At 66.0% G+C, this 22805-nt stretch carries 22 protein-coding genes; 14 read left to right on the forward strand and 8 right to left on the reverse strand.

Annotation, left to right across the window (positions count from 1 at the left end; genetic code table 11):
* Positions 1–1641, reverse strand: coding sequence for a CTP synthase (locus tag DEBA_RS07390; protein ID WP_013258296.1), 1641 nt, complete (start codon positions 1639–1641; stop codon positions 1–3).
* A gap of 310 nt (positions 1642–1951) precedes the next feature.
* On the opposite strand from DEBA_RS07390, the gene DEBA_RS07395 reads away from it, so the two are divergent.
* The 3 genes from DEBA_RS07395 to DEBA_RS07405 are packed head-to-tail and all read left to right on the forward strand — an operon-like array spanning position 1952 to position 4337.
* The gene (locus DEBA_RS07395) at positions 1952–2545 is read left to right on the forward strand and encodes a CBS domain-containing protein (RefSeq protein ID WP_013258297.1); all 594 of its coding nucleotides are present in this window, start codon (positions 1952–1954) and stop codon (positions 2543–2545) included.
* 1 nt (position 2546) lies between these two features.
* Complete coding sequence (locus tag DEBA_RS07400; RefSeq protein ID WP_013258298.1) at positions 2547–3425, forward strand: ATP-dependent sacrificial sulfur transferase LarE; 879 nt, start codon at positions 2547–2549, stop codon at positions 3423–3425.
* A 3-nt stretch (positions 3426–3428) separates the two neighbouring features.
* Positions 3429–4337, forward strand: coding sequence for a hypothetical protein (locus tag DEBA_RS07405; RefSeq protein WP_013258299.1), 909 nt, complete (start codon positions 3429–3431; stop codon positions 4335–4337).
* 40 nt (positions 4338–4377) lie between these two features.
* On the opposite strand, the gene glgA is transcribed toward DEBA_RS07405, so the two are convergent.
* The gene (gene glgA / locus DEBA_RS07410) at positions 4378–5841 is read right to left on the reverse strand and encodes a glycogen synthase GlgA (protein WP_013258300.1); all 1464 of its coding nucleotides are present in this window, start codon (positions 5839–5841) and stop codon (positions 4378–4380) included.
* Positions 5842–6072: 231 nt separating this feature from the next.
* On the opposite strand from glgA, the gene DEBA_RS07415 reads away from it, so the two are divergent.
* The gene (locus tag DEBA_RS07415) at positions 6073–6525 is read left to right on the forward strand and encodes a hypothetical protein (protein ID WP_013258301.1); all 453 of its coding nucleotides are present in this window, start codon (positions 6073–6075) and stop codon (positions 6523–6525) included.
* Here the strand turns inward: DEBA_RS07415 and DEBA_RS07420 are convergent.
* Complete coding sequence (locus DEBA_RS07420) at positions 6515–7216, reverse strand: 5-formyltetrahydrofolate cyclo-ligase (protein ID WP_013258302.1); 702 nt, start codon at positions 7214–7216, stop codon at positions 6515–6517. The genes DEBA_RS07415 and DEBA_RS07420 overlap by 11 nt on opposite strands.
* 19 nt (positions 7217–7235) lie before the next feature.
* On the reverse strand, positions 7236–9878 hold the full coding sequence (locus tag DEBA_RS07425; RefSeq protein ID WP_013258303.1) for a LamG-like jellyroll fold domain-containing protein: 2643 nt from the start codon (positions 9876–9878) through the stop codon (positions 7236–7238).
* A gap of 130 nt (positions 9879–10008) precedes the next feature.
* Between DEBA_RS07425 and DEBA_RS07430 the strand changes: the two genes are divergently transcribed.
* The 7 genes from DEBA_RS07430 to DEBA_RS07460 all read left to right on the forward strand — a co-directional run bounded on the left by DEBA_RS07430 (position 10009) and on the right by DEBA_RS07460 (position 13670).
* Positions 10009–10566, forward strand: coding sequence for a hypothetical protein (locus DEBA_RS07430; protein WP_148227812.1), 558 nt, complete (start codon positions 10009–10011; stop codon positions 10564–10566).
* Between the two features lie 21 nt (positions 10567–10587).
* Positions 10588–10887, forward strand: coding sequence for an FmdB family zinc ribbon protein (locus DEBA_RS07435; protein WP_013258305.1), 300 nt, complete (start codon positions 10588–10590; stop codon positions 10885–10887).
* 133 nt (positions 10888–11020) lie between these two features.
* Positions 11021–11311, forward strand: coding sequence for a hypothetical protein (locus tag DEBA_RS07440; RefSeq protein WP_013258306.1), 291 nt, complete (start codon positions 11021–11023; stop codon positions 11309–11311).
* Positions 11311–12033, forward strand: coding sequence for an SIR2 family NAD-dependent protein deacylase (locus tag DEBA_RS07445; RefSeq protein ID WP_013258307.1), 723 nt, complete (start codon positions 11311–11313; stop codon positions 12031–12033). Before DEBA_RS07440 ends, DEBA_RS07445 begins: the two co-directional genes overlap by 1 nt.
* A gap of 3 nt (positions 12034–12036) precedes the next feature.
* Complete coding sequence (locus tag DEBA_RS07450) at positions 12037–12867, forward strand: SAM hydrolase/SAM-dependent halogenase family protein (protein WP_013258308.1); 831 nt, start codon at positions 12037–12039, stop codon at positions 12865–12867.
* Between the two features lie 31 nt (positions 12868–12898).
* On the forward strand, positions 12899–13132 hold the full coding sequence (locus DEBA_RS07455; protein WP_013258309.1) for a hypothetical protein: 234 nt from the start codon (positions 12899–12901) through the stop codon (positions 13130–13132).
* Positions 13133–13136: 4 nt separating this feature from the next.
* Positions 13137–13670: a DUF2939 domain-containing protein gene (locus DEBA_RS07460; protein ID WP_013258310.1), complete on the forward strand. Its 534-nt coding sequence runs from the start codon at positions 13137–13139 to the stop codon at positions 13668–13670.
* Here DEBA_RS07460 and DEBA_RS07465 read toward each other — a convergent pair.
* Positions 13667–16030, reverse strand: a complete 2364-nt coding sequence (locus DEBA_RS07465; protein WP_013258311.1) for a sensor histidine kinase — start codon at positions 16028–16030, stop codon at positions 13667–13669. The genes DEBA_RS07460 and DEBA_RS07465 overlap by 4 nt on opposite strands.
* A 337-nt stretch (positions 16031–16367) precedes the next feature.
* Here DEBA_RS07465 and DEBA_RS07470 point away from each other — a divergent pair, with 337 nt between their 5' ends.
* Positions 16368–17657 (forward strand): citrate synthase, encoded by a 1290-nt coding sequence (locus DEBA_RS07470; RefSeq protein WP_013258312.1) that lies wholly within the window; start codon positions 16368–16370, stop codon positions 17655–17657.
* Positions 17658–17815: 158 nt separating this feature from the next.
* On the opposite strand, the gene DEBA_RS07475 is transcribed toward DEBA_RS07470, so the two are convergent.
* Complete coding sequence (locus DEBA_RS07475) at positions 17816–18970, reverse strand: NAD(P)H-dependent flavin oxidoreductase (RefSeq protein WP_013258313.1); 1155 nt, start codon at positions 18968–18970, stop codon at positions 17816–17818.
* A gap of 17 nt (positions 18971–18987) precedes the next feature.
* Positions 18988–20550 carry an acyl-CoA carboxylase subunit beta gene (locus DEBA_RS07480; protein WP_013258314.1) on the reverse strand — a complete coding sequence of 521 codons (1563 nt, stop codon included), beginning with the start codon at positions 20548–20550 and terminating at the stop codon, positions 18988–18990.
* Positions 20551–20867: 317 nt separating this feature from the next.
* Between DEBA_RS07480 and DEBA_RS07485 the strand changes: the two genes are divergently transcribed.
* Together DEBA_RS07485 and DEBA_RS07490 are read left to right on the forward strand one after the other, a co-directional pair.
* Positions 20868–21536, forward strand: a complete 669-nt coding sequence (locus tag DEBA_RS07485) for a ParA family protein (protein WP_013258315.1) — start codon at positions 20868–20870, stop codon at positions 21534–21536.
* On the forward strand, positions 21536–21799 hold the full coding sequence (locus DEBA_RS07490) for a ribbon-helix-helix protein, CopG family (protein WP_013258316.1): 264 nt from the start codon (positions 21536–21538) through the stop codon (positions 21797–21799). The genes DEBA_RS07485 and DEBA_RS07490 overlap by 1 nt, the downstream gene beginning before the upstream one ends.
* On the opposite strand, the gene DEBA_RS07495 is transcribed toward DEBA_RS07490, so the two are convergent.
* Positions 21790–22770 carry an alcohol dehydrogenase catalytic domain-containing protein gene (locus tag DEBA_RS07495; protein WP_013258317.1) on the reverse strand — a complete coding sequence of 327 codons (981 nt, stop codon included), beginning with the start codon at positions 22768–22770 and terminating at the stop codon, positions 21790–21792. The genes DEBA_RS07490 and DEBA_RS07495 overlap by 10 nt on opposite strands.
* Positions 22771–22805 lie beyond the last annotated feature (35 nt).

Here is a 22805-nt window from a genome sequence, read left to right on the forward strand (position 1 = left end):
TTAACCTTGCTTGTCGTTTTTGTAGCGCACGGCGGCCCGGATATAGTCGCGGAACAGGGGGTGGGGGGTCATGGGCCGCGATTTGAACTCGGGGTGGAACTGGCAGCCCAGGAACCAGGGGTGATCGGCCAGCTCGACGATCTCGACCAACTGGCCGTCGGGGCTCAGGCCGCTGATCACCAGGCCCGCCTCGACAAGCTTATCACGGAACTGGTTGTTGAACTCGTAGCGATGGCGGTGGCGCTCGGAGATTTCCTCGACGCGGTAGGCCTTGTGGGCCAGGGTGCCCTCCACCAGGCGGCAGGGATAGGCCCCCAGGCGCATGCTGCCGCCCAGGTCGGTGCTCTCGTCACGGCGCTCGATGCGCTGACTGCGGAAATCAAACCACTCGCGCATGAGGTAGATCACGGGGTAGGGGCTGTTGGGGTCGATCTCGGCGGTGTGGGCTTCCTCCCACTTGAGCATGTTGCGGGCGAACTCGATGACGGCCATGTGCATGCCGTAGCAGATGCCAAAGTAGGGAATCTTGTTGACCCGGGCCATCTCCACGGCCTTGAGTTTGCCCTCCACGCCACGGGCGCCAAAGCCGCCGGGCACCAGCACGCCGTCCACGTCGCCGATGATCTCCACGCCCTCGCGCTCGACGCGCTCGCTGTCGATGAAGAGAATGTTGACCTTGGCGCTGTTGGCCACCCCGCCGTGGCAGAGAGCCTCGTTGAGGCTCTTGTACGATTCGCGCAGGTCGACATATTTGCCGACCATGGCGATGGTCACCTCGTGGCTGGGGTGCTTGAGCTTGTAGACCAGCTCCTCCCAGTTTTGCAGATGGGGCGTGCGGGTCCAGATGTTGAGCTTGCGACAGATCTGCTCGTCCAGGTTCTGCTCGTGGAAGTTCAGGGGCAGTTCGTAGATGGTCTCGGCGTCGATGGCGGTGATGACCGACTCGGGCTCGACGTTGCAGAACAGGGCGATTTTGTCTTTCAGACCCTTGTTCAGGGGTTTTTCCGAGCGGCAGAGCAGGATGTCGGGCTGGATGCCCACGCGGCGCAGTTCGGAGACCGAGTGCTGGGTGGGCTTGGTTTTCAGCTCACCGGCGGTTTTGATGTAGGGCACCAGGGTCAAATGGATGTAGAGGCAATTTTCGCGGCCGGCGTCGGTGCGGAACTGGCGGATGGCCTCCAGAAAAGGCAGCGATTCGATGTCGCCGACCGTGCCGCCGATCTCGATGATGGCCAGGTCCACGCCCTGGGCCACCTCGTGGATGCAGCGTTTGATCTCGTCGGTGATGTGGGGGATGATCTGCACCGTGCCGCCCAGGTAATCGCCGCGGCGCTCCTTGGTGATGACGTCGTAGTAGATGCTGCCGGTGGTGTGGTTGCACTTTTTGCCGAGCCTGGCGTTGGTGAAGCGCTCGTAGTGGCCCAGGTCCAGGTCGGTTTCGGCGCCGTCGTCGGTGACGAAAACTTCGCCGTGCTGAAAGGGGTTCATGGTGCCGGGGTCGACGTTGACGTAGGGGTCGAGCTTTTGCAAGACCACCGACAGGCCGCGAGCCTCCAGGAGCGCGCCGATGCTGGCGGCCGAGAGGCCCTTGCCCAGCGACGAGAGCACGCCGCCGGTGACAAAGATGAACTTGGGTGACATGGCCGCTCCAGGGCTGAAATGTGCACGCCGATGCTGGGCGTTATATTGTGCTCTACGTTATTTTTGTCGCCTAAGGTTCGTATATGACAAATATAATGTCAAGCGGCAAAGTAAGTCCAGGCAAAAAAGGCGCGTTTGCTGGCGAGATAAAGTGCACTGTAACGCAAAGCGGTGATCATGGTTGACCTGTGAAGTAAACATGACCAATGGGTCAATGATGCTCTGACTGGTCGATTTTGTTCACACAAACGGGCTGAAACCTGCTATTTGATTAACAAGACAGTTACCTGCGCCAACAGGAGCCAGCCAGATGAAAGTGCGCGACCGCATGAGTTCGCCCGTGCAGACCACCACCCCCCAGGCGTCGGTGGATTCGGCCCTCAAAATGATGCGCGAACGGGACGTGCGTCACCTGCCCGTGCTGGAGCAGGGCCGCCTGGTGGGCCTGGTCACCGACACCGAACTGCGCACGGCCTGGTTCCCCTCGTTGCTGGACAAGCTAAACGTCAACGACGTCATGGTCAAACATCCCGTGACCATCGGGGCCGACGAGACGGTCTATCAGGCCGCCCGGCTGATCCACCACAACCGCATCACCGGTCTGCCCGTGCTCGACGGCGGCAAGCTGGTGGGCATGATCACCCAGGCCGACATCCTGCAACTGCTCATCGAGACCCTGGGCCTGCTCGACGAAACCAGCCGCCTGGACGTGGTGCTCAGCGCCGACGAGGGCGCGCTGGAGCGGGCCCACGCGGTCATCGCCGCCAACGGCGGCCAGGTCATCAGCGTGGCCCAGCTTTCGGCGGCCCCCGCGCGGCGGGTCTATTCCTTCCGCCTGCGCCAGACCGACGTGGAGCCCATCAGGCAAGCTCTGCAAAAGGCCGGTCACCAGGTTATCAGTTGAAATGAACCACGGCTTTGATCCCGGCGGGCTCGCTCCGCCCCTGGCCGCGGCCTGGGCGCGGCTGACGGCGCGTTTGGCCGCCTTTCCGTCGCTGCTGGTCGCTTTTTCGGGCGGGGTGGATTCGGCGCTCTTGCTGGCGGCGGCGGCGCGGGCGCTGCCGGCCGAGCGTTTGGCCGCCGGCCTGTGCGTGGGCGCGTTCACGCCGTGGTGGGAGGCCCAGCGCGCGCGTGATCTGGCCCAAAGCCTTGGCGCGCGGCTGGTGGAGCTGGACGCCGATGAGCTGAGCCAGCCCTCGATCGCCGTCAACGACAGCCAGCGCTGTTATTATTGTAAGAAGCTGAGGTTGATGCTATTAACTCGACAGGCCCGCCAGATGGGACTGGCCGAGCTGGCCGAGGGCTCTCAGTTGGACGACGCCGGCGATTTTCGCCCCGGCGTCAAGGCCGTGCGCGAGCTTGGCGTGCACAGCCCCCTGGCCGAGGCCGGCCTGGATAAAGCCATGGTCCGCGCCCTCAGCCGGGCCCTGGGCCTGCCCACGGCCGATGTGCCGGCGGCGGCCTGCCTGGCCAGCCGCCTGCCCTGGGGCCGCCCGCTGGACGCGGCGGTTTTGGCGCGCATCCAGGCGGCCGAGGCGGGCGTGCGCGCGGTGTTGGGCGAGGCCCTGATCCGTGTGCGCGACCACTTTCCCCTGGCCAGGCTGGAGCTCGATCCGGCCCTGCTGGCCACGGCCGCCAGCGAGCCCGCCCGCGGGCGCATCGTCGCCGCCGTCGAGGCCAGCGGCTATGCGAGCGTGTGCCTGGACTTGAAAGGCTATCGCCAAGGCGGGGCCCAATCCAGCCGAGGCGATGCGAGCATTGATGTCGTCACCAAGGAGACATGATCGATGAAGCTGAATAAAATCGTGGCGTTTTTCGCGTTCATGACCCTGGCCCTCTTGCCGGTCGCGGCCAACGCCGCCAAAAATCCCTTTGTCATGCCCGATCCGCCCTTTGACACGGCCAAGGTGCAATACAAGCTCGGCGGCGCGCAGAAAGGCGCGGAGGTGCTCTACATCGATGGCAAGAAGCGGGCCACCCACACCGACGCCTCCATGTCGATGTTCGGCATGAGCACCGCCCAAAAGACCATCGTCATCACCACGCCCGACAAGATCGTCAATATCGACCTGGAAAAGGGCGAGGGCACGGAAACCGGCAACATGCTCACCTACATGGCCCAGGAGTATGACAAGCTCAGCGCCGCCGAGCAGGCCACCGTGCGCAAAAACGCCGAGAAGATGGGCCGCAACCTCATGGGCATGATGCCCGGCGGCCAGATCAAGACCAGCAAGGGCACGCTCATGGGCAAGCCCGTCGACATCGTCAGCGCCATGGGCATCACGACCTATTCGTGGAGCGGGGCCGACGTCATGCTCAAGACCCAGGGCAGCCTGGGCCCCATGCAGGTCGACACCCAGGCCGTCAGCCTGGAGACCAACGTGGCCATCCCGGCCGACGCCTTCGCCATCCCCGCCGGCGTCAAGGTCACCTTTGACCAGCAGGCCGACGACATGCAGCGGACCATGGCCAAAAATTGGATCAACAACCTCAAAGACCCCAACTTTGGCAAAAACGGCGGCAACGCGGGCATGGGGGCCATGTTTGGCGCGCCCACGGGCCAGCAGGGCCACGGCCAGCCGGCGCCAGGCGCCTATGGGAGCTCCGGCGAGCACGGCGAGCAGCAGGGCGAGCCCGGGGCCGATGAAGCCATGGAGCAGGGGATGAAGGTGTTGCAGGGGCTGTTCGGCAACTGAGGCCAGGCCCTTTGGCCGACAATCAACCAGGCGCGGTCGGTCAGCGGCCGCGCCTCGCCATTGTTTGCTCGTACAGTTCCAGATATTGCCGGGCGCTCTGATTCCAGGAAAAATCGCGGGCCATGGCGTTTTGTTGCAGGATGCGCCACTGGTCGGGCTGGCCAAAGACCCACAGGGCGTGGCGGACGGCGCTCCAGAGGCTGTGGGCGTCGGCGTCGTGGAAGACAAAGCCCACGCCGCTACCGTGGCCATCGGGCTCGAAGGGCTCGACGGTGTCCTTGAGCCCGCCGGTGGCCCGCACCAGCGGGGCCGTGCCGTAACGCATGGCGTAGAGCTGGCTCAGGCCGCAGGGCTCGTAGCGGCTGGGCATTAGCAAAATATCGCAGCCGGCGGTGAGCAGGTGGGCCAGGTCTTCCTGGAAGGCCAGGCGCACGCCGATGCGCCCGGCATGCTCCTGACCCAGGCGCCAGAGCATGCCCTCCAGGTGTTGATCGCCCGTGCCGAAAAGGCACAACCGCACGTCTTGATCCATCAGCCGCCAGGCCATCTCGGCGATGAAATCCACGCCTTTTTGGTGGGTCAACCGGCCCAGGAAGCCGATCACCGCCGTGCGCTCGCCGGCCGGCTCCAGGCCGAAGGCCTCCAGGAGCTTGTCGCGGCAGATCCGTTTGCCGGTCAGGTCTTGGGCGCTGTAGTTGGCGGGCAGGTAGCGGTCTTTTTCGGGCGACCACTGATCGTAATCGGCCCCGTTGAGGATGCCGCGCAGCACGTCGCGCCTGGCGTGAAGCACGCCGTCCATGCCGTGGCCGCCCTCGGGGGTCTGGATCTCCCAGGCGTAGGACGGGCTGACGGTGGTGATGGCGTCGGCGCAGACCAGGCCGGCCTTGAGCAGGCTGATGTTGCCCCAATATTCGGCCCCGCCCACCGAGTCCATGTCGGCTGGCAACTCTGTTTGGCCAAACATTTCGCGACCATAGACGCCCTGATAGGCCATGTTGTGCACGGTCAGCACCGTGGCCGCGCTCCAGATTGGCCCCAGGTCAAAGGGCCGCGACTTGATGTAGGCCGGCAGCAGGGCGGTCTGCCAATCGTTGGCGTGGACGATGTCGGGCGCGAAATTCAGGGCGCGGCAAAGCTCGATGACGGCCTTGTTGAAGACCACGAAGCGCAGCAGATTGTCACCATAGGCCCCACCGGGCGGGCCGTAGAGGTCGGGTCGGTCGAAAAGGTCGTTGTGTTCCAGAAGATAGCAATCGCAGCCGCCCAGGCGCGCGCGCCAGACATCGATGCGTCGGCCCCAACCGCCACAGGCCCAGACCTCGTAGCTCAGGCCGGCATGCTCCAGGTTGTGGGCCTGGCGGTCGACCACGCCATAGAGAGGCATGGCCATGACCACTTGAGCCCCGCGAGCGGCCAGGGCCGGCGGCAGGCTACCGGCCACGTCGGCCAGGCCGCCGCTTTTGGCCAGGGGCGCTATCTCCGAGGAAACGAACAGGACTTTCATCAGACCTCGACTCCGCTACGATGCTCTCGGCGGTGGGCGAACGATTCAATATTAGCAACTTGCGCCGCGCCGCGCCGGTCATTTTTGAAAGGCCAAAAAAAACAAGGCCATGGCGGCCAAAGGCGCTGTTTGCGCTTGTTTGGCGCGCCTTGCTGGCATAACATAAAAAATCAAGTTTTGTGTTGTTATTTGGTGCGAAAAAACAATCCCACCGGGCGGAGCAAGGGGCCGATGAGTCTGGTCGACGGCATTTACCTCGAAGAAAAAAAAAGCAACCTCGGCACCGGCTCGACGTCCTCGACGGTGGTTTTTCGCAACTACTACGCCGTGTTTTTTCGTGGCGAGACGGCCATATCGTTTCTGCTCGACGACAAATTGGCCCTGACCGGCATGACCGAGAAAGGCCAGGCCTCGCGCTTTGCCGCCGGCATGACCCATCAGCCCGATCTGCACGAGCAGTTCGCCCAGATCAAACAGGCCCTGGCCCAACGCGCCGCCCAGGCCAAGCCGGCCCAATGCCAGCCGGCCGCGCCGCCGGCCACGGCCACCCCACCGGCCCAACCACAGCCGCCGCAAAGCGCCAAACCGGCCAAGCAGGTCAAACCGGCCGCGCCCAAGGAGGCGTCCGACGGCAATTGGTGGGATCTGACCAGCCGCGGGGCCGATCACCTGCTCAAGAAATGACCCCCCGCGCCGCCCGCGCCAGCGGCAAGGCGGCCAGCTTGGGCGGCAGATCGTCCAAGCCGGGGTTTGGCCGGGCCTCGCCGTGCTCCAGCCGGATAACTTCATCGGGCGTGACGATCACGTCGGCGCGGGCGTCCCAGGGGTCTTGGGGCAGTTCGGCCACGACTTGGGCCGTGTCGACCAACACCACCACCTTGGCCCGATCACCCAGGCTGCCCAGGGCCCGCAAAATGGCGTGAAACAGATCGAGCAAGCCGCGGCCGTCACCCAGCATGCGGCCGCGTCCGTCCACGGCCATGGCCGCGCAGACCAGCATGTCCACCCGGCCGGGTTTGTCCTGGGGCAGGCGCAGGGGCCGGCCAGCCCCGAACAAGGCCCCGCCGCGCAGATCCTTGGCCCGCTTGCCAAAGGGGACCATCTCGGGCCCCAGGCGCACCAGGCCCTGCTTGAGCCCCGGCGTGGCCGCCAGCAGCGATTTGCCGTCTTGCAGGGCGTTGATGCGCGCCTGCAGCAGCACCGGCTCCGGCGTGACGGCGATGGTGCGAGCCAGGCGATATTCCTGCAATGAACGCAGGCGTTGGGCGGCCTTGCCCGCGCCGGGGAACAGCGGCGCGCGGTCGTTCACGGCCGTTTGCGGCCACAACGCGCCCCAGCGCGCACCCAATTCCTGGCGCAGATCGTCTTTGTTCATGGCTTCATCCGGCTTCTTTTCAGCGCTCCACCAAGCGGTTTTGCCCTTGAGCCCGCGTCAGGGCCTCGCGGAGCATCTGGTCGGGGTCGAGCTTTTCAGCGGTTTCTCGCAGCAAATCCGCATCGGCCCGGGGCGCGTTTTGGGCGACCTTGTGCAACTCGGTGACGGTGGGCGCGGGTTTTTTGAAGCGCACCAGGCGGCCGTCATCCATGGGCGCGGCCAAGCGCCAGGCGGTCAGTTTGATGCGCGGCCCCTCCGGCCCGTCGGCGATCAGCTCCAGGCGGTGGCGATAGTAAGTGGCTTCGGGCCCCGGCTTGCCCACCGCCAGGCCCTCGGCCGCGCGGCCGCCCGGCTCCAGGGCGTAGCGGCCGAAATAATGGGGGCCGCGGCGAGTGGAATAATACCAGAACATCACCAGATGGCCGCCTTGGCGTTGGAGGAGGAAGCGGCCCCAGCCCTCGCCGCGCCAAGCGCCGTCCCAGCCTTGGTCGAAGGGCGGGGCCGCTTGGCGTTCGTCCAAGGGCTCGACGTGGGCCAGGACGACAGGTTCGGCGTAGCCCCAGGCTTGCAGGGCCTCGGTGAGGTCGGCCCTGGTAGTGCATAGTTGATCGGCGCGGTTTGCGCTGTCGTCGCCAGCGGGCATGGTCAGGGAGAGCAGGGGCTTGAGGCCTTGGCCGGCCTGGGCGCTGGCGTGGCCCAACGAGCCCCGCTCGGCGAAGCCGGGCGGGCTGTGGCGACTGGCGCTGACGACGACCTGGCCGGTCCGTTGGTGGATGTGGGCCCACAGTTCGACCATGCCCGGCCCGCCCTGGGCCCACAGGCGGCAGATGGGCCCCTCGGGCAGAAAACCCTGGGCCTGAAGGGCCGCGCCGGCGGCGGGATCGCTGGCGTAGGCGTGGGCAAAGAGGCTTGGGTGTCGCCAACGCGCCAGGGTCAGCGTGGCTGGCCGACGATCCGGGGCGGCTTGGGCCGGGGCGTCGGCCGGCGGCGGCCCGTCGGGGTTCAGGCTGAAGGCCGGCGGGGCCGGGTGGTTGACGTCCTGGGCCTGATCCCACAGCTCCAGCGAGGTGATTTCGCCGCGAAACTCGCGGCCCGGCCAGCGACTGCCGCCGACGATGTAGGGCGAGTTGGAGCCGACCCACGGCGCGGCCATGTCCACGGCGTCTTGTTGCCGGCCATCCAGCCATAGTTTGGCCTGGCCGCCGTTCTGGTAGATCAGCCAGGCCTCGTGGGCGGTGTTTGGGGCGACGGCGTTATGGGAGCGCAACTCCAGGGCCCCGGCGGTGGTGGCGACGCGAGCGGCCAGATGGCCCGCGCGGTCGATGAACAGATCCATGTCACGGCCGTAGCCGCCTTGGGAGAAGATCGTGTTGTCGTTGGTTTGGCCGTCCATGCGCCAGACAAAACCCGCGCGCAGGGCCCCGCTTTCGGTCGAGGGCAGCCCGGGCCGGGCCGCGATGACCTGTGGCCAGCCTTGACGTTTGACATCGGCCTGGCCGCCCGAGGCGTCATCGTTGGCCCGTTGGATGACGAACGTCTGGCCGCGCGAGGGATCGGGCTGGGGCGCGCCCTTGGGCCACCACAGGGCGGTCACCTCCAGCGCGTCGTCGGCCAGCGGGCGGATGGTCACCCAGCCCTGATTGCCGCAACAATGGCCGTCGGCGTCCTGGGCGGGCCCGGAAAACGCGCCGCCCTGCCCGGCGGTCAGTTGGCCACGGGTCAGATAGCGCGGGTTTCGCGGCGAGCCGCCGTAGGCCGTCAGGCCCAGGCCCGTGGCCGAGGTGCCGATCTGATAGAAATCGCTGCCCGTGCGCGGATCCACCCACAGGCCGTCCCACCGGCCGCCGCGGCTGCTACGCGCCTCCACCGCGCCCGGCGGATCGGCGGGCAGGCCCAGGCGGGTCAGTTGCAGTTGGCCAGCGCCCAGCGTCGAGCGAAAAGTCCCGCACAGGGCCAGGCCGCCGCTTTGTTCCCGCAGGTCGGCCTCCAGGCTGAAGCCGGCGGATTGGTCGCGGTATTCCAGGCGCGCGCCGCCCGGCGCGGGGCTGAGCAGAACCTGGCCCGGCCGGCCGGACCACTGGCCACGCAGGGCGTCGCCGTCGGCGCGCAGGTCGATCTGGCCGTCGACCAGGTCGCTGGGTTGGTTGCCGGGCAGCAGGTCGGTGTGCCAATAGCGCAGACGCCATTGGCCGCCCAGCCGCAGGATGGCCTGGCCCTCGGCCGGACGGGCGACCAGGCCGAAAACCGTGTCCTCGGCGGCGGCCCATTGGCCCTGGCCGTCGGTGGGCGTGAAGGCGACCACGCGAAAAGACTCGGCGTTGCGCGGCAAAAGCTCCAGGCGGCCGTGCAGGGGGCAGCAAGACTGGGGCAGCGACTGGAACTGGCCCACCAAACGCCCGTCGGCGGCGACCAGCAGGCGGCCGGCCAGGGCGAAGCCATGCTCGTGGGGCTGGTTGGCCCCGCCTTGCCACATGTGCAGCGCATACGAGCCATCGGGCAGGATGGCCAACCGGCAACTGGCTTGAGCGTCGCGGCTCTGGTAGAGGCCCGCCTCCAACTCGACGGCGGCGGCCGGTAGGGCCATGGCCAGCGTCAACGCCAGAAGCAGGGCCGCCAGGCGCGGAAAGAACGGGCGGCGGATGGTTTGGGCGAGGACCGTCATCAACTGGCTCCGGCTTTTGGGTTGATCGTGGCGGAGTTATTGTCCCCTCTGTCGCTTTGTCTTGTCAACAAAGGGCCGAACGAGCAAAAATCGCCGTCGGCCTTGCCACGGGGCGAAGGGGTGATTATAGTTGCATAAAACTAGCTGCGAGGCGGTGTTGGCTGGTTTGCGCGCATTTGGTCGTTGGGAGTTGGGCCTGCTGGATCGGGCGATGAGCCTCTCCGAGGAGGCGGTGAGCGACTATTTCCGCCTGAGCGAAGGCTTTTGGGGCCGTCATCCCTTCGAGCTGCGCACGGCGGTGCAGCTTTTGCCCAATGAGATCAGCCACGAGTGCCTGGCCCAGGTGCTGCGCCTGCGGCGGCCGGCCAGCGAGGGACGGCTGCGTCACCGCGATTTTTACCGCATTTGCCTGCAGGACCACAACCTGCTGGGGTTGATCGAGCGCGAGGGCCAGCGCGAGCTGCTGGGGCCGCTGTTGGTCTACGTGCTGACCCACGAACTGGTGCACGTGGTGCGCTTTGGCAAATATTTGCGTCTGTTCGACGCTTCGGCCAATGAGCGCCGCCGCGAGGAGGACACCGTTCACCGCTTGGCGGCCGACATCCTAACCGGGGTCAGCCTGCCCCGGCTGGAGACGGTGCTGAACTTTTACGAGAGCCGCGGCTCGATGCATTTTGCACAGCAATGATCACAGCGAGGGGATGAGACCATGCCGATCTACGAGTATCAATGCGAAGCATGCAGCCAGGTCACCGAGGCGTTGCAGCGTTTTTCCGATCCGCCGCTTGATACCTGTCCCAAGTGCGGCGGCAAGCTCAGCAAGCTTATCAGCCTAAACGCCTTCCACCTCAAGGGCGACGGTTGGTATGTCACCGACTACAAAGGTAAAAACAGCTCGACGTGCGCCAGCAAGAGCGAGGGCGAATCGGCGGGCGAGGCCTCGGCCAGCACGTCGTCGTGTGACTGCTCCTCTGGCTCGTGCGCCGCTTCCAGCGGCTCCGACGACTGAACGACCGCCGCGCCCGGCACGCCAAAGGACGCCTCGTGGCGTCCTTTTGGTTTTGGTCCGATCGTTGACAGCTTGGGCGGACGGGAGATATCTTCACTCATCACCTCGGGGGTAGGGGCGGGAGGATTGTGTCATGCGCTGCTTTGTCGTCATTTTCGGCTCTGGCGCGGTGCTGGTGGCGTCGTCGCACAAGTCGACCACCAACCCGGTCTTGGTCAAGCAGCTAAAGAGCAACGGCGTCGGCCGCATGATTTTGATGCAAGCGCCCATCGAACTGTGCCGCGCGCGCTACGGCGAGCACTTCGAGGATATCGAGCGGCGGCTGGGCAAGGACGAATTCCGCGTGGTCGACTTCAATGGTTGCTCGGTGTTCGACAAATTTTCCTTCGCCGAGCTTGGCCAGCCCATTTTGGTCGAGCTGTGATGGATGCCCTGATCGCGCGGGCGCGGGCGTTGCTGGCCCGGGCCGAGAATGTGGCCGTGCTCTGCGGGGCCGGGGTTTCGGCCGAATCGGGCGTGCCCACCTTTCGCGGCCAAGGCGGCCTGTGGCAAGACCATCGCCCCGAGGACTTGGCCACGCCCCAGGCCTTTGATCGCGACCCGGAGTTGGTCTGGCGTTGGTACAACTGGCGGCGGGGGCTCATCGCCGCCTGCCGGCCCAACCCGGCCCACCTGGCCCTGGCCCGGCTGCAAGAACGCAAGCCGGGCCTTTGCCTGATCACCCAGAACGTCGACGGCCTGCAGCAACTGGCCGGCAGCCGGGACGTCATCGAGTTGCACGGCTCGATCTGGCGGCTGCGCTGCACGGCCTGCGGGGCCGAGGCCGAAGACCGCCGCCCAGCCTTGCCGGCCTTGCCCCGTTGCGCGGCCTGCGGCGGCCTGCTGCGGCCGGGCGTGGTCTGGTTTGGCGAGCAGCTCGACCCGGTCCTGCTGGAGCGGGCCTGGCAGACGGCTGGCGCGTGCCAGGCCATGCTGGTGGTGGGCACCTCGGCGGTGGTGCAGCCGGTGGCCAGCCTGGCCGGCGTGGCCAAGGCCGCCGGCGCGGCGCTGATCGAGGTCAACCTGGTCACCACCGCCAACAGCCAAAGCGCCGACCTGACCCTGTTGGGCCCGGCCGGCCGCATTTTGCCCCAGTTGACGGCTTGAACGATGAAGCCCAGGCCCCTCATCACCCTGACCAGCGATTTTGGCGCGGGGTCCTTCGTGGGCCTGATGAAGGGCGTGATCTGGGGCGTTTGCCCCAGGGCCAACATCGTCGACCTTTGCCATGTCGTGGCCGCCCAAGACGTCTGGGGCGGGGCCGTGGTCATGGCCGAGGCCCTCGCTTCGTTCGAACCCGGCGCGGTGCACGTGGCGGTGGTCGACCCCGGCGTGGGCACGGAACGGCGCGGCCTGTGCCTGCGGGCCGGCGGACAGCTTTTCGTGGGGCCGGACAATGGCCTGTTCACGGCGGCGCTGCAAACGCCTGGTGGCTGGCGGGCCTGGCGGCTGGATAACCGGCGCTTTTTTCGGCACAGCGTCTCCGACACCTTTCATGGCCGTGATATCTTCGCGCCGGTGGCGGCCTGGCTGGCCAGGGGCGTGGCCCCCGAGGAGCTTGGCCCGGCCGTGGATGATCCCATCTGCCTGGATTGGCCTCGGCCCCAGCGGCGCGGACAGGCCTTGATCGGCCAGATCATCGACGCCGACCGCTTCGGCAACCTCACCAGCAACCTGGGCCGCGAATTGGTCTTGGGCTTCCTGGCCGGCGCGCCCGCCAGCGTGACCCTGGATGGGCCGGCCGGCCCGTTGGTCATCGATGGCCTGTCGCGGGCCTATGGCCAAGCCCCGCCGGGCCGGGCGGTGGCCTTGTTCGACTCGCTGGGCCGGCTGGAGCTGGCCCAGGTCAACGGTGATCTGGCCGCCGCCCTGGGCCTGGGCCCAGGCCGTGCCCGGGGGCTGGAGCTGCGAATCCTGCGCGGGGCCTGCCCGGCCGGTTGACAGCGCCGTGGCGGCGTCCTATACTGGCCAAATGCTGAAACTGCGCGATCTGCAATGGTTTAGGGAATGGCTCGAATCGGGCGGATGGGCCGACGCCTTTCATCACGCCGGCGCTGAACTGCGCGGCGAGATGATCGAGGTGATCGAGGCCCTGTTGGACGCCGCCGATCAGGCCGACAAGGTCGTGGGAGAGGTTCTTTTCGCCAAGGACGGTTTCGCCGCCACGGCCGCGACCGAGGAAATCGCCTCCAAGCAACGGGATTGACGCCATGCGCCGCATCATGACCATCACCTTGCCCATCGTCCTGGCCGTGGCCGCGTTCTGGGGCACTTACGGCGTCTTGCAGAGCCCGCGCTACGCCCTTTATCAGATCGGCAAGGCCCTCAAGGACGGTGATTCGGCGATATTTTTGGCCTATGTGGACGTGCCGCGGATCATCGCCAACCAGCGCCCGGCCGCCGCGGACGCCCGCGCCAACGAGGCGGAGGAAAACCTGCGCCGCGCCATCCAGGGCGTGATGGATGTCGTTGTCGGGGCCAATCCCCAGGCCTTTCACGCCCAGATGGCCCAGATCATGAACCAGTTGGAGACCGACCGCCTGCCTTCGCCGTTTTTGATCGCCTACGCCGCCAGCATCCAGCAAAACGGCGACCGCGCCCTGGTCGTGCTCAGCGATCCGCAAAGCGGCGACCGCCTGCGCCTGGGCATGCTGCGCCAGAACGACCAGTGGCGCGTGGTCCACGTCGACCAGCGCGACGTGCGCGATCTGCTGCGCAAATACGCCGCCCAGACCGCCGGCTAGACGCTCTCCGCCTCGCCTTCGTCGGGCTGGCTGGCCGGCAGGCGGACAAAAAACGTCGTTCCCTGGCCTTGCTCGCTCTCAAACCAGATCTCGCCGCCGTGGGCCTCCACGGCCAGCTTGCAGAACGTCAGCCCCAGGCCAGTGCTGGTGCGCGGGCCGCCGTCTTCGGTGGCCTGGACGAATTTCTTGAAGATCAGGCCGTGGGCCGCGCGGGGGATGCCGCCGCCGGTGTCGCTGACGCTGATGACGGCTTGGCCGTCGTCCTGGGTGCGGGCGGATAAAACGATCTGACCGGCGTCGGTGTGTTGCAGGGCGTTGGTCAGCAGGTTTTGCAACACGCGCGCCATGAGGTCCGGGTCAGCCAGGATCGGCGCGGTAGCGCCGTCCTCGACCCGCACGTCCAGTCCCTTGAGGCGAATCAGCGTGGTGAACTTGTCGCGCACCCTCTGGGCCAGCGGGCCGAACGCCAACGGCTGGACGCGGGCGCGCAGGCGGTCTTCCTCCAGCCGGCCGATGTCCAGCAAGTTCATGATCATGCGCAGCAGATCCTGGCCGCCCATCTCGGCCATGTCCAGGGTTTCGTCGCGCTGGGCCTTGTCCAGGTCGTAGTGCAGCAGGTCCAGGTTGCCCATGAGTTCGGCCAGGGGGCCTTTCATGTCGTGAACGACCATGTTGGTCAGGTCGTGGCGCAGTTGGTCCAGGCGGCGTAGTTCGCTGTTGGCCCGGGCCAGGCGGTCACGTTCTTGTTGCAGATCATCGCGGGCGCGGGTCAACTCTTGGGTGCGTTCGTCGACCATGCGCTCCAACTCGTCGTTGTATTTGCGGATCCGCAGCTCCATGCGTTTGAATTCGGTCACGTCATCGAAGTGAACGATGCCCAGGACCGTCTCGCCCCGGTCGTCGGCCACCGGCGTGACGGTCAGTTCGAAAAAGCGCGGGCCGTCGTCGTCGCCGGGCGCTTCGACCAGCCGCCATTGGCGGCCCTGGCTTTGCAACATGGCCTGGAAGGCCTGGAGCGTGGTGTCGATGATTTTCGGCGGCAGGTCGGCCTGGCTAAGGAACGCTTGGCCGGACAGACCCACCAATTGACGGGGGTGCTGCTTGGTCATGCGCGCGGCGGCCAGGTTGAGCGATTCGATCTGGCCCTCGGCGGTGAGTGAGATGATTGGGTCGGGCAGGCCGTCGAAGATGGCCTTGAGCTTGTTGCGGCTGTTTTGGATGAGCTGGCGGGTGTTATGCAACTCGTCGTAGGCGGCGGCCAGCTCTTGAGTTTTGCGCTCCAATTCCAGGGTGGCGCGTTTGCGCTTGGTGATGTCGCGGCTCATGCCGTGCAGGCCCAGGGGCCGGCCGTCCTCGCCGACGACAAAGGCCGCGCTGACGCTGACCCAGACGTGGGAGCCATCCTTGTGCCGCAGGGGCATGTCCAATTGGCTGATCAGCCGCCAATCGCCGTCTTGCTTGCCACGGCGCAGGGCCTGGCGGAAGATGTCCATCAACTGGGCGTAGGCCTCGGGCGTGGTCTGGTGGCTCAAGGGCTGAGCCATGGCCTCGGCGGCGCTGAAGCCGGTGACGCCCAGCACCGACGGGCTGATGTAGGTGTAGTTCAGGTCCAAATCCATGGACCAGATGATGTCCACGGCGTTTTCGGCCAGCATGCGAAAGCGCATTTCGCTTTGCCGCAGTTGAGCCTGGGTCGCTTGCAGGGCCTCGCGGCTATGCAAGAGATCGCTGACCGCGATCCGCTGATCGGCGATGACCCTCCGGTGGGTGGCCAGCAGCGCCGCCAAGACCACGGCCATGATCGCGTCCAGAAAAAACAACATCCCCGCGAAAAAACCGTATTGGTCGGCGGCCATTGTTTGCGGCGTCGACCAGAAGCCGCATTGACCCGAGACGCCGGCCAAGACCGCGGCGTTGAGGCACAACGACGCGGCCGTGGCCCACGGGCCCATGAACATGGCCGCCGCCAGCGGCGCGGCCAGCAGCCAGACCTCGCCCGGACCGATGGGCCCGGCCCAGCGCAACTGCAACCAAGCCATGACGTAAAAGCAGGCCAGGCCCAGGCCGGTCCGCCACCACAGCGAAAGCCGCCGCGCCAACAGCGGCGTCAAGGCGGCCAGGCACAACGCGGCCAGACCAAGGGCCTTCAGCCAGGCCCCGCCGGCCGCGGCCGCGATCAGCGGATCGGCCAGGGACCAGCAGGTCAGCGCCGCCGCCGCGCCGAAGACCAACGCGAAAGCCAACCTCCGCCAATGACGCAGGCGCTTTTTTTGCGCGGCCTCGAAGGCAAATGGCGGCGGTTGGCCAACCTCCGGCGCGGCGAGGTTTTCCCGTGGGCCTGATTTGTGGTTGTCGTCCATCGATGCTCCGTCGGGGTGATGCGGCCTGGCCGCGCGTGAAGCGCAGAGCGCGGGGCGGAGAGGGGCTCACCCCTGGCACAGGTTAGCCGAAGCCGCTTTTTCGGGCAAGCCTTGGCCAGGCCGGGCCGATAAAAACACGCGACCGCAATTTTGATGGGGCTCGGCCCTGGCTGGCCCTTGAAAAAACGCCGCTCATGTGATTAAGTTACTAATTCCAAATCGCGGGATCGGTGGTCAACTCTAGCCAGTTGGATCATGCAACAATCAGTCCGTCCATGCGCCGGCCTCTCGGCGTGGTGGATCAATGCGTACATAAATTGTAGTTTGGGGAAGCGACATGAGTGAAGTGGCCAAACTGACAATTGGGGACCAGACCATAGAATTGCCCGTGGTCATCGGCACCGAAGGCGAAAAAGCCATAGACATCAGCGTGTTGCGCCAGAAAACCGGCGTGATCACCCTCGACCCCGGCTTTGCCAACACCGGCAGTTGCACCAGCGCCATCACCTTCATGGACGGCGAGCAGGGCATCTTGCGCTATCGGGGCATCCCCGTGCAGGAGCTGGCCGAAAAATCCACCTTCGTGGAGACGGCCTATCTGCTGATCAACGGCGATCTGCCCACCAGGAATCAGCTCAGCCGCTTTTCCGAGCTGCTCAACGAGCATTCCCTGGTCCACGAAGACATGCATTTGTTCTTCAACAACTTCCCCAGGAGCGCCCACCCCATGGGCATCCTGTCGTCGATGGTCAACGCCTTGCGCAGCTTTTATCCCACCCTGGAGGGGCTGACCGAAAAGGAAGAGATCAACATCACCCTGACCCGCCTGCTCTCCAAGGTGCGGACCATGGCCGCCATGGCCTACAAGATGTCGCGCGGTCACGCGGTGGTTTATCCCAGACCCAACCTGTCGTACTGCGCCAACTTCCTCAACATGATGTTCGACAGCCCGGTCAAGCCCTACAAAATGGACGAAGACCTGCTGCGGGCGCTCAACGTGTTCTGGATCCTCCACGCCGATCACGAGCAGAACTGCTCCACCGCCGCGGTGCGCCTGGTGGGCAGCGCCCGGGTCAACCTCTACGCGGCCATCTCGGCGGGCATCGCCGCCCTGTGGGGCCCCCTGCACGGCGGGGCCAACCAGAAGGTCATCGAGATGCTGGAGATGATCCAGGAAAACGGCGGCGACGCCACGCCCTTCATCAAAAAGGCCAAGGATCGCAACGATCCCTTCCGCCTGATGGGCTTTGGCCACCGGGTCTACAAGACCTACGACCCCCGCGCCAAGATCATGAAGGAGATGTGCGACAAGGTTCTGCGGGTGCTAAACCTCCACGACCCGCTGCTCGACATCGCCAAGAAGCTCGAGGAAGTGGCCGTGGAAGACCCCTACTTCAAGGACCACAATCTCTATCCCAACGTGGATTTTTACAGCGGCATCGTCCTGCGGGCCATGGGCATCCCCACCAACATGTTCACGGTCATGTTCGCCATCGGTCGGCTGCCCGGCTGGATCGCCCAGTGGAAGGAAGGGGCCAGCGACCCCAACTGGAAGCTCTATCGGCCGCGGCAGATCTACATCGGCCGCACCGATTCGCGCTTCGTGCCCATCGACGAGCGGGGCTGAGCGCCGGCCAGACAGGCGCATGTCAAACAAATCGGCGGGCTCCCCACGGCGGGGGGCCCGCTTTTTTTGGCGCGGGCGGCCGAAAAAATAGGCGCGGGCGCGCGGGGAACATGGTCCTTCCTCGCGCCCGCGCCCGGGTGGGGGCTTTTTTTAGTCCGCTACTTGCAGGTCACGGCCGCGGGCAGCTTGCTGCAAAGGATCTCCACGGTCTCTTCGACCATTTCTTCCAGCACCTGCTTGGCGGGTTTGATCTCGTGGATGATGCCCGAGATCTGGCCGGCCAGGCCGCCGACGTATTCGTTTTTCTGGGCCTTGATGAAGCTGCCCAGCATGGCCGAGCTGAGCAGAACCTGGGTGGGGAAGGGCAGCGGCGGCAGGCCCGATTGATCCCACAGGTCGTGGAAGCCGTTGTAGCTGGCGCGCAGGGTCTTGCCGGAGTAGGCCCGGCTGACGCGGGTGTCCTCGTCGGTGGAGTCGACGATGCGCTGCTTGTTGACCGGCAGGGCCCCGCCCTCGTTGGTGGCCAAAAAGCGCGTGCCGACCCAGACGCCGATGCAGCCCATGGCCAGGGCCGCGGCCACGCCACGGCCGTCGCCGATGCCGCCGGCGGCCAGCACGGGCACCGGCGCGGCGGCGTCGATGGCCGCCGGCAACAGGGCCATGGTGCCCACGCGGCCGGTGTGACCGCCACCCTCGTAGCCCTGGGCCACCAGCATGTCAATGCCCGATTCGGCCATGCGGCGAGCGTTTTTGGAGTTGCCGGTGATGCCCAGCACCTTCATGCCCCGGGCGTGGGCCTCGGCGACCATGAAGCCGGGGTTGCCCAGGCCGGCGGCGAACAGGGGCACTTTTTCTTCCAGACACACCTGCACGGCCTCGGCCGGGCGCATAGTGGTGGTGTTGAAGCGCACGATCACGTCGTCGTCGGGCAGGTCCATCTCGGTGCGGATCTTTTTGATCCAATCCTGATATTGCTTGGGCAGGCTGCCGAGGATTTCCTTGAGCGGCAGCTTGTCGGCGCCGGTGGCGCCAAGGGCGCCCTTGCTGTCGATGTGCTTGGGCAAAAGCAGGTCCACGCCAAAGGGCTTGCTGGTGAGCTTTTTGATCTCGCGGATGGCCTCGCGCAGCTCGTCGACGGTAAAGCCGCTGCCGCCCAGCACGCCCAAGCCGCCGGCCTCGCTGACGGCCACCACCAGCTCCACCGGCGCGCCGGTGGTTTCGCCCATCAGGGTGGGGCCCATGCCCGCGCTGAGGATCGGGTATTCGATGCCCAGCATGTCGCAGAGTTTGGTCCTAAGCACTCTCTTGCCCATCACGACCTCCAAATGGATCAGAATTTCGTCGGCCAGTTGGCCAATCGGTGTTGGCTCAAGCCTCCCGTGCGGGAGTCCTGGCAAATGTCTAGGCACTTGACTATGAATTCCCTGGTGTCCCGGGGATCGATGACGTCGTGGATCAAATGATGGCCGGCCGCGGCGTAGGGCGTGGCGTCGTCGACCATGCTGTCGACCATGCCTTGCCATTTTTCCTTGTCGCGCTCGTCCTGGGGCAGCTTGCCGCCGAAGACCACGTTGGCGGCGATCTCCGGGGCCACGAAGCTCATCTCGGCCGTGGGCCAGGCCACCAGGAAGTCGGCCCCCGAGCCCGAGCCCATCATGTTCCAGAAGGCCATGCCGTAGGTCTTGCGCACGATGATCGAAAGCCGCGGCACACTGAGCTGGCCCAGGGCGTTCATGAAGTTCATCACCCGCGCGCCCACCCGCTTGCGCTCGGCGGCCTTGCCCACCAAAAAGCCCGGCGTGTCGTGGAAAAAGATCAGCGGCACGTTGAACGAATCGCACAGGCACAAAAAGCTGATGACCTTGTCGATGCCGTCGGTGTCCATGGCCCCGGCCCCGAACATGGGCTGGTTGGCCACCAGGCCCACCGACTTGCCGCCGATGCGGGCCAGGGCGGTGATGACGTTGCGGCCGAACATGGGCTTCAAGGGAAAGAGGCTGCCCTCGTCGACGACGCAGTTCAGGATGCGATGCATGTCGTAGGCCCGGTTGCGGGCCTCGGGCAGGATGTCGAGAATTTTGGCCATGCCCTGGCCCGAGCCGGCCGGCGTCTCGACCACCGGCGGCAGCTGCTCGCGGTGGGAGGGCAGGTAGCCAAGGAATTGCCGGATGACCGCGAAGCACTCGTCCTCGTTTTCGACGGTGCGGTCGGCCATGCCGGTGACCTCGGCGTGGACTTTCCAGCCGCCCAGTTCCTCGTCGGTGGTTTTTTCGCCCAGGGCGATTTCGAGGATGCGCGGGCCGGAGACGCCCATGGCCGAGCCCTTGACCTGCACGACGAAATCGGCCAGGCAAGCCATCCAGGTGGGCATGCCGTAGCATTCGCCCATCACCGCCGCCACCATGGGGCTCTGGCGCACGCGGCTCATTATCTTTAGATAAGAATCCAGATCGCCGCCGCCAAAGGAGGCCAGGCCCTGGGAGCCCATGATGTCGGGCATGCGCGCGCCGCCGGCCTCGCCCAGGTAGATCAGGGGCATGCCGTGGGCGGCCGAATGATGCTTGAGGTGGCCTTCCTTGCGCCCGGCGATGCGGCTGGAGGTGGCGGCCATGACCGTGAAGTCGTTGGCCGCGATGGCCACCCAGCGGCCGTCGATCTTGCCGAAACCGCCGATTTTGGAGTCGGCTGGCGTCTTTTGCTCCATGCCCGGCACGTCGGAGTGATTTAGCATGCCGATTTCCATGAAGCTGTCGGCGTCCAGCAGGCGCTGGATGCGCTGGCGAGCGTCGTACTTGCCCGCGTCGTATTGACGTTGCAGTTTGGCCGGCCCGCCCATGGCCAGGGCGCGCTCCCGCCGCTTTTGCAATTGCTCCAGTTCTTTTTCAAACGCCATCTACTTGGTCTCCAGGAACATCACGATGCAAAAACCGGGTAAAAAATGAGAGCCAGTATGTTTCATGATGAAATATCATGCCGCCAGAGCAATATTCAACTAAAAAATAAAATTAATATAGGCAAGATGGGCGTAATGTAAAGGGGGCGTAAGGTATTTTTTGTAAAATCTAATGGCCAATTTCTCGTTGACTGGTGGAATTAGGGCGTCGTCCGGAAATGGGCGCCCTGGTCGGAGGCCGTGGGCAAAAGCTCCCCGCGGCCCACTTGACCGCCGGGTCGGCTCCTGTTATTTTCGCAACGGACGCGGGAGGAGCTATGCCAAAAATCATCGCGGTGGCCAACCTCAAGGGCGGCGTGGGCAAAACCACCATCGCCCTGAACCTGGCCTCGGCCCTGGCTGGCCGACGCAAGGCCAAGGTGGGGGTCATCGACCTGGACCTGCAAAAATCGGCCATGCGCTGGGCGCGCCAGGGCCAGGGTCAGGCCTTGGGCTTTCCGGTGGCCTTTCTGGGGGCCGGGGCCGGGGCCATCAAGTTCAAAAACACCCTGGATCAAGCCATCGCCCAATCCAAGACCGACATTTTGATCCTCGACACGCCGCCCCAACTGGCCGACCCGACCATGCTGGCCGCCCTGACCGCCGATTTCGTGCTGACGCCGGTGGGGGCCTCGCCCCTGGATCTGTGGGCCGCCGGCGAGGCCGTGGCCCTCGTCGACGAGGCCCGCCAGGAGCGTGGCGACAAGCTGCCGTTGCTGGCCCTGGTCCCCTCCAAGCTCAAGGCCGGCACGGTCCTGGCCCGCGAGTTGCCGGCCCGTCTGGCCGAGATGGGCCCGGTCGCCCCGATCATCCACGACCGGGTGGCCATCATCGAATCGGCCGTGCTGGGCCAGACGGTCACGTCCTACGCGCCGGGCAGCCCGGCCCACCTGGAGTTCGAGGAACTGGGCCGCTATGTCCTGCAAAGATTGAAGGAGGCCGATTGATGGCCAAGCGCGCCAGGCTCAGCCAACTGAAAAAAGACCTGGATCAGGCCAGGCCGACGCCGCCGGGCGGCCTTTCGCCGGCCGCCCCGGCCATCCGCAAGACCGACAAGAGCACCACCCCCGGCGGCCTGTTGCGCCGGACGATCTACGTCACCGAGGCCGAATGGGCCGCCCTGCTGGAGCGCTCCTACACCAGCGGCCAGAGCGTCTCGGAGATCATCCGCCAGGCCGTGCGCCAGCGTTTGGGCCTCGATCAAGAATAGTCGATGAGCACCTTGCCCGCGCCACCCCGCCGGGCGGCCTCAATGGCCAGGGGCAGCTCGTCGAAGGCCATCACCCGCTCGATCAGAGGCTCCACAGCCAAACGGCCGGCCGCCAGATGGGCCAGGGCCAAAGCCATGTCGCCGCAGCGCGAGCCGATTATCTGAATTTCATCGACCACCACCCGGGCCAGGTTGATCGTCGAAGGCAGGCGCGAGGTTGTCTTGGCCACCACCACGCCCTCGGGCCGGACCAGCTCCAGGGCGGCGTTTATGCCCTCGGGCCGGCCGGTGGCCTCCACCACCACGTCGAAGGCGCCCAGCTTGGCGGCCAACTCCGGCCAAGACGCTTCGGCCGGCGTCAGCTCGACGGCCACGCCCTGGGCGGCGGCCTTGGCCAGGTTCGCGGCGTGGCGGCCGATGAGCAAAAGCCCCGGGCACCACTGGCGCAGGGCCAGGGCCGAAAGCAGCCCCAGCTTGCCGTCGCCCAGCACGCACAGGCGGTGGCGGGCCTTCAGATGCAGTTGCTGGCTGGGCTCCAGGGCCGCGGCCAGGGGTTCGGCGAAAACGGCCTGGCGGTCGGGCAGCTTGTCGGGGACGCGGTGCAGGTTGGCGATGGGCGCCAGCAGCCGCTCGGCGAAGGCGCCGTCCCAGCCCTTGATGCCGATGGCCCGGCGGGTGGGGCAGTGGCGGGCGTCGCCGGCCAGGCAGTTCGCGCAGCCGCCGCAGCCGATGTTGATCTCGGCCACCACCCGTTTGCCTTCCCACTGGGGCGCGTCGGGAGCGCGTTCGACCACGGCCACGAACTCGTGGCCGGCCACGCCGGCAAAAGCGTAGTAGCCCGAAAGCAGCTCCACGTCGGTGTTGCAGACGCCGGCCAGCATTGGCCGCAAGAGGGCCTGGCCGGGGCCGGGCGTGGGCGGGGCGATCTGGGCGCGCTCGATGCGGCCGTCTTGAAAGCGCCAGGCAAGCATGGACATTGGCTCCACTTTGATATTATGCTGTCAAG

Origin of the sequence: Desulfarculus baarsii DSM 2075, from assembly GCF_000143965.1 — a bacterium.
GTDB lineage: Bacteria > Desulfobacterota > Desulfarculia > Desulfarculales > Desulfarculaceae > Desulfarculus > Desulfarculus baarsii.

Bases quoted from the DNA above. Each gene is read 5' to 3' on its own strand.
- DEBA_RS07390 (WP_013258296.1), bottom strand. From the start codon at position 1,641: ATGTCACCCAAGTTCATCTTTGTCACCGGCGGCGTGCTCTCGTCGCTG.
- DEBA_RS07395 (WP_013258297.1), top strand. From the start codon at position 1,952: ATGAAAGTGCGCGACCGCATGAGTTCGCCCGTGCAGACCACCACCCCC.
- DEBA_RS07400 (WP_013258298.1), top strand. From the start codon at position 2,547: ATGAACCACGGCTTTGATCCCGGCGGGCTCGCTCCGCCCCTGGCCGCG.
- DEBA_RS07405 (WP_013258299.1), top strand. From the start codon at position 3,429: ATGAAGCTGAATAAAATCGTGGCGTTTTTCGCGTTCATGACCCTGGCC.
- glgA (WP_013258300.1), bottom strand. From the start codon at position 5,841: ATGAAAGTCCTGTTCGTTTCCTCGGAGATAGCGCCCCTGGCCAAAAGC.
- DEBA_RS07415 (WP_013258301.1), top strand. From the start codon at position 6,073: ATGAGTCTGGTCGACGGCATTTACCTCGAAGAAAAAAAAAGCAACCTC.
- DEBA_RS07420 (WP_013258302.1), bottom strand. From the start codon at position 7,216: ATGAACAAAGACGATCTGCGCCAGGAATTGGGTGCGCGCTGGGGCGCG.
- DEBA_RS07425 (WP_013258303.1), bottom strand. From the start codon at position 9,878: ATGACGGTCCTCGCCCAAACCATCCGCCGCCCGTTCTTTCCGCGCCTG.
- DEBA_RS07435 (WP_013258305.1), top strand. From the start codon at position 10,588: ATGCCGATCTACGAGTATCAATGCGAAGCATGCAGCCAGGTCACCGAG.
- DEBA_RS07440 (WP_013258306.1), top strand. From the start codon at position 11,021: ATGCGCTGCTTTGTCGTCATTTTCGGCTCTGGCGCGGTGCTGGTGGCG.
- DEBA_RS07445 (WP_013258307.1), top strand. From the start codon at position 11,311: ATGGATGCCCTGATCGCGCGGGCGCGGGCGTTGCTGGCCCGGGCCGAG.
- DEBA_RS07450 (WP_013258308.1), top strand. From the start codon at position 12,037: ATGAAGCCCAGGCCCCTCATCACCCTGACCAGCGATTTTGGCGCGGGG.
- DEBA_RS07455 (WP_013258309.1), top strand. From the start codon at position 12,899: ATGCTGAAACTGCGCGATCTGCAATGGTTTAGGGAATGGCTCGAATCG.
- DEBA_RS07460 (WP_013258310.1), top strand. From the start codon at position 13,137: ATGCGCCGCATCATGACCATCACCTTGCCCATCGTCCTGGCCGTGGCC.
- DEBA_RS07465 (WP_013258311.1), bottom strand. From the start codon at position 16,030: ATGGACGACAACCACAAATCAGGCCCACGGGAAAACCTCGCCGCGCCG.
- DEBA_RS07470 (WP_013258312.1), top strand. From the start codon at position 16,368: ATGAGTGAAGTGGCCAAACTGACAATTGGGGACCAGACCATAGAATTG.
- DEBA_RS07475 (WP_013258313.1), bottom strand. From the start codon at position 18,970: ATGGGCAAGAGAGTGCTTAGGACCAAACTCTGCGACATGCTGGGCATC.
- DEBA_RS07480 (WP_013258314.1), bottom strand. From the start codon at position 20,550: ATGGCGTTTGAAAAAGAACTGGAGCAATTGCAAAAGCGGCGGGAGCGC.
- DEBA_RS07485 (WP_013258315.1), top strand. From the start codon at position 20,868: ATGCCAAAAATCATCGCGGTGGCCAACCTCAAGGGCGGCGTGGGCAAA.
- DEBA_RS07490 (WP_013258316.1), top strand. From the start codon at position 21,536: ATGGCCAAGCGCGCCAGGCTCAGCCAACTGAAAAAAGACCTGGATCAG.
- DEBA_RS07495 (WP_013258317.1), bottom strand. From the start codon at position 22,770: ATGCTTGCCTGGCGCTTTCAAGACGGCCGCATCGAGCGCGCCCAGATC.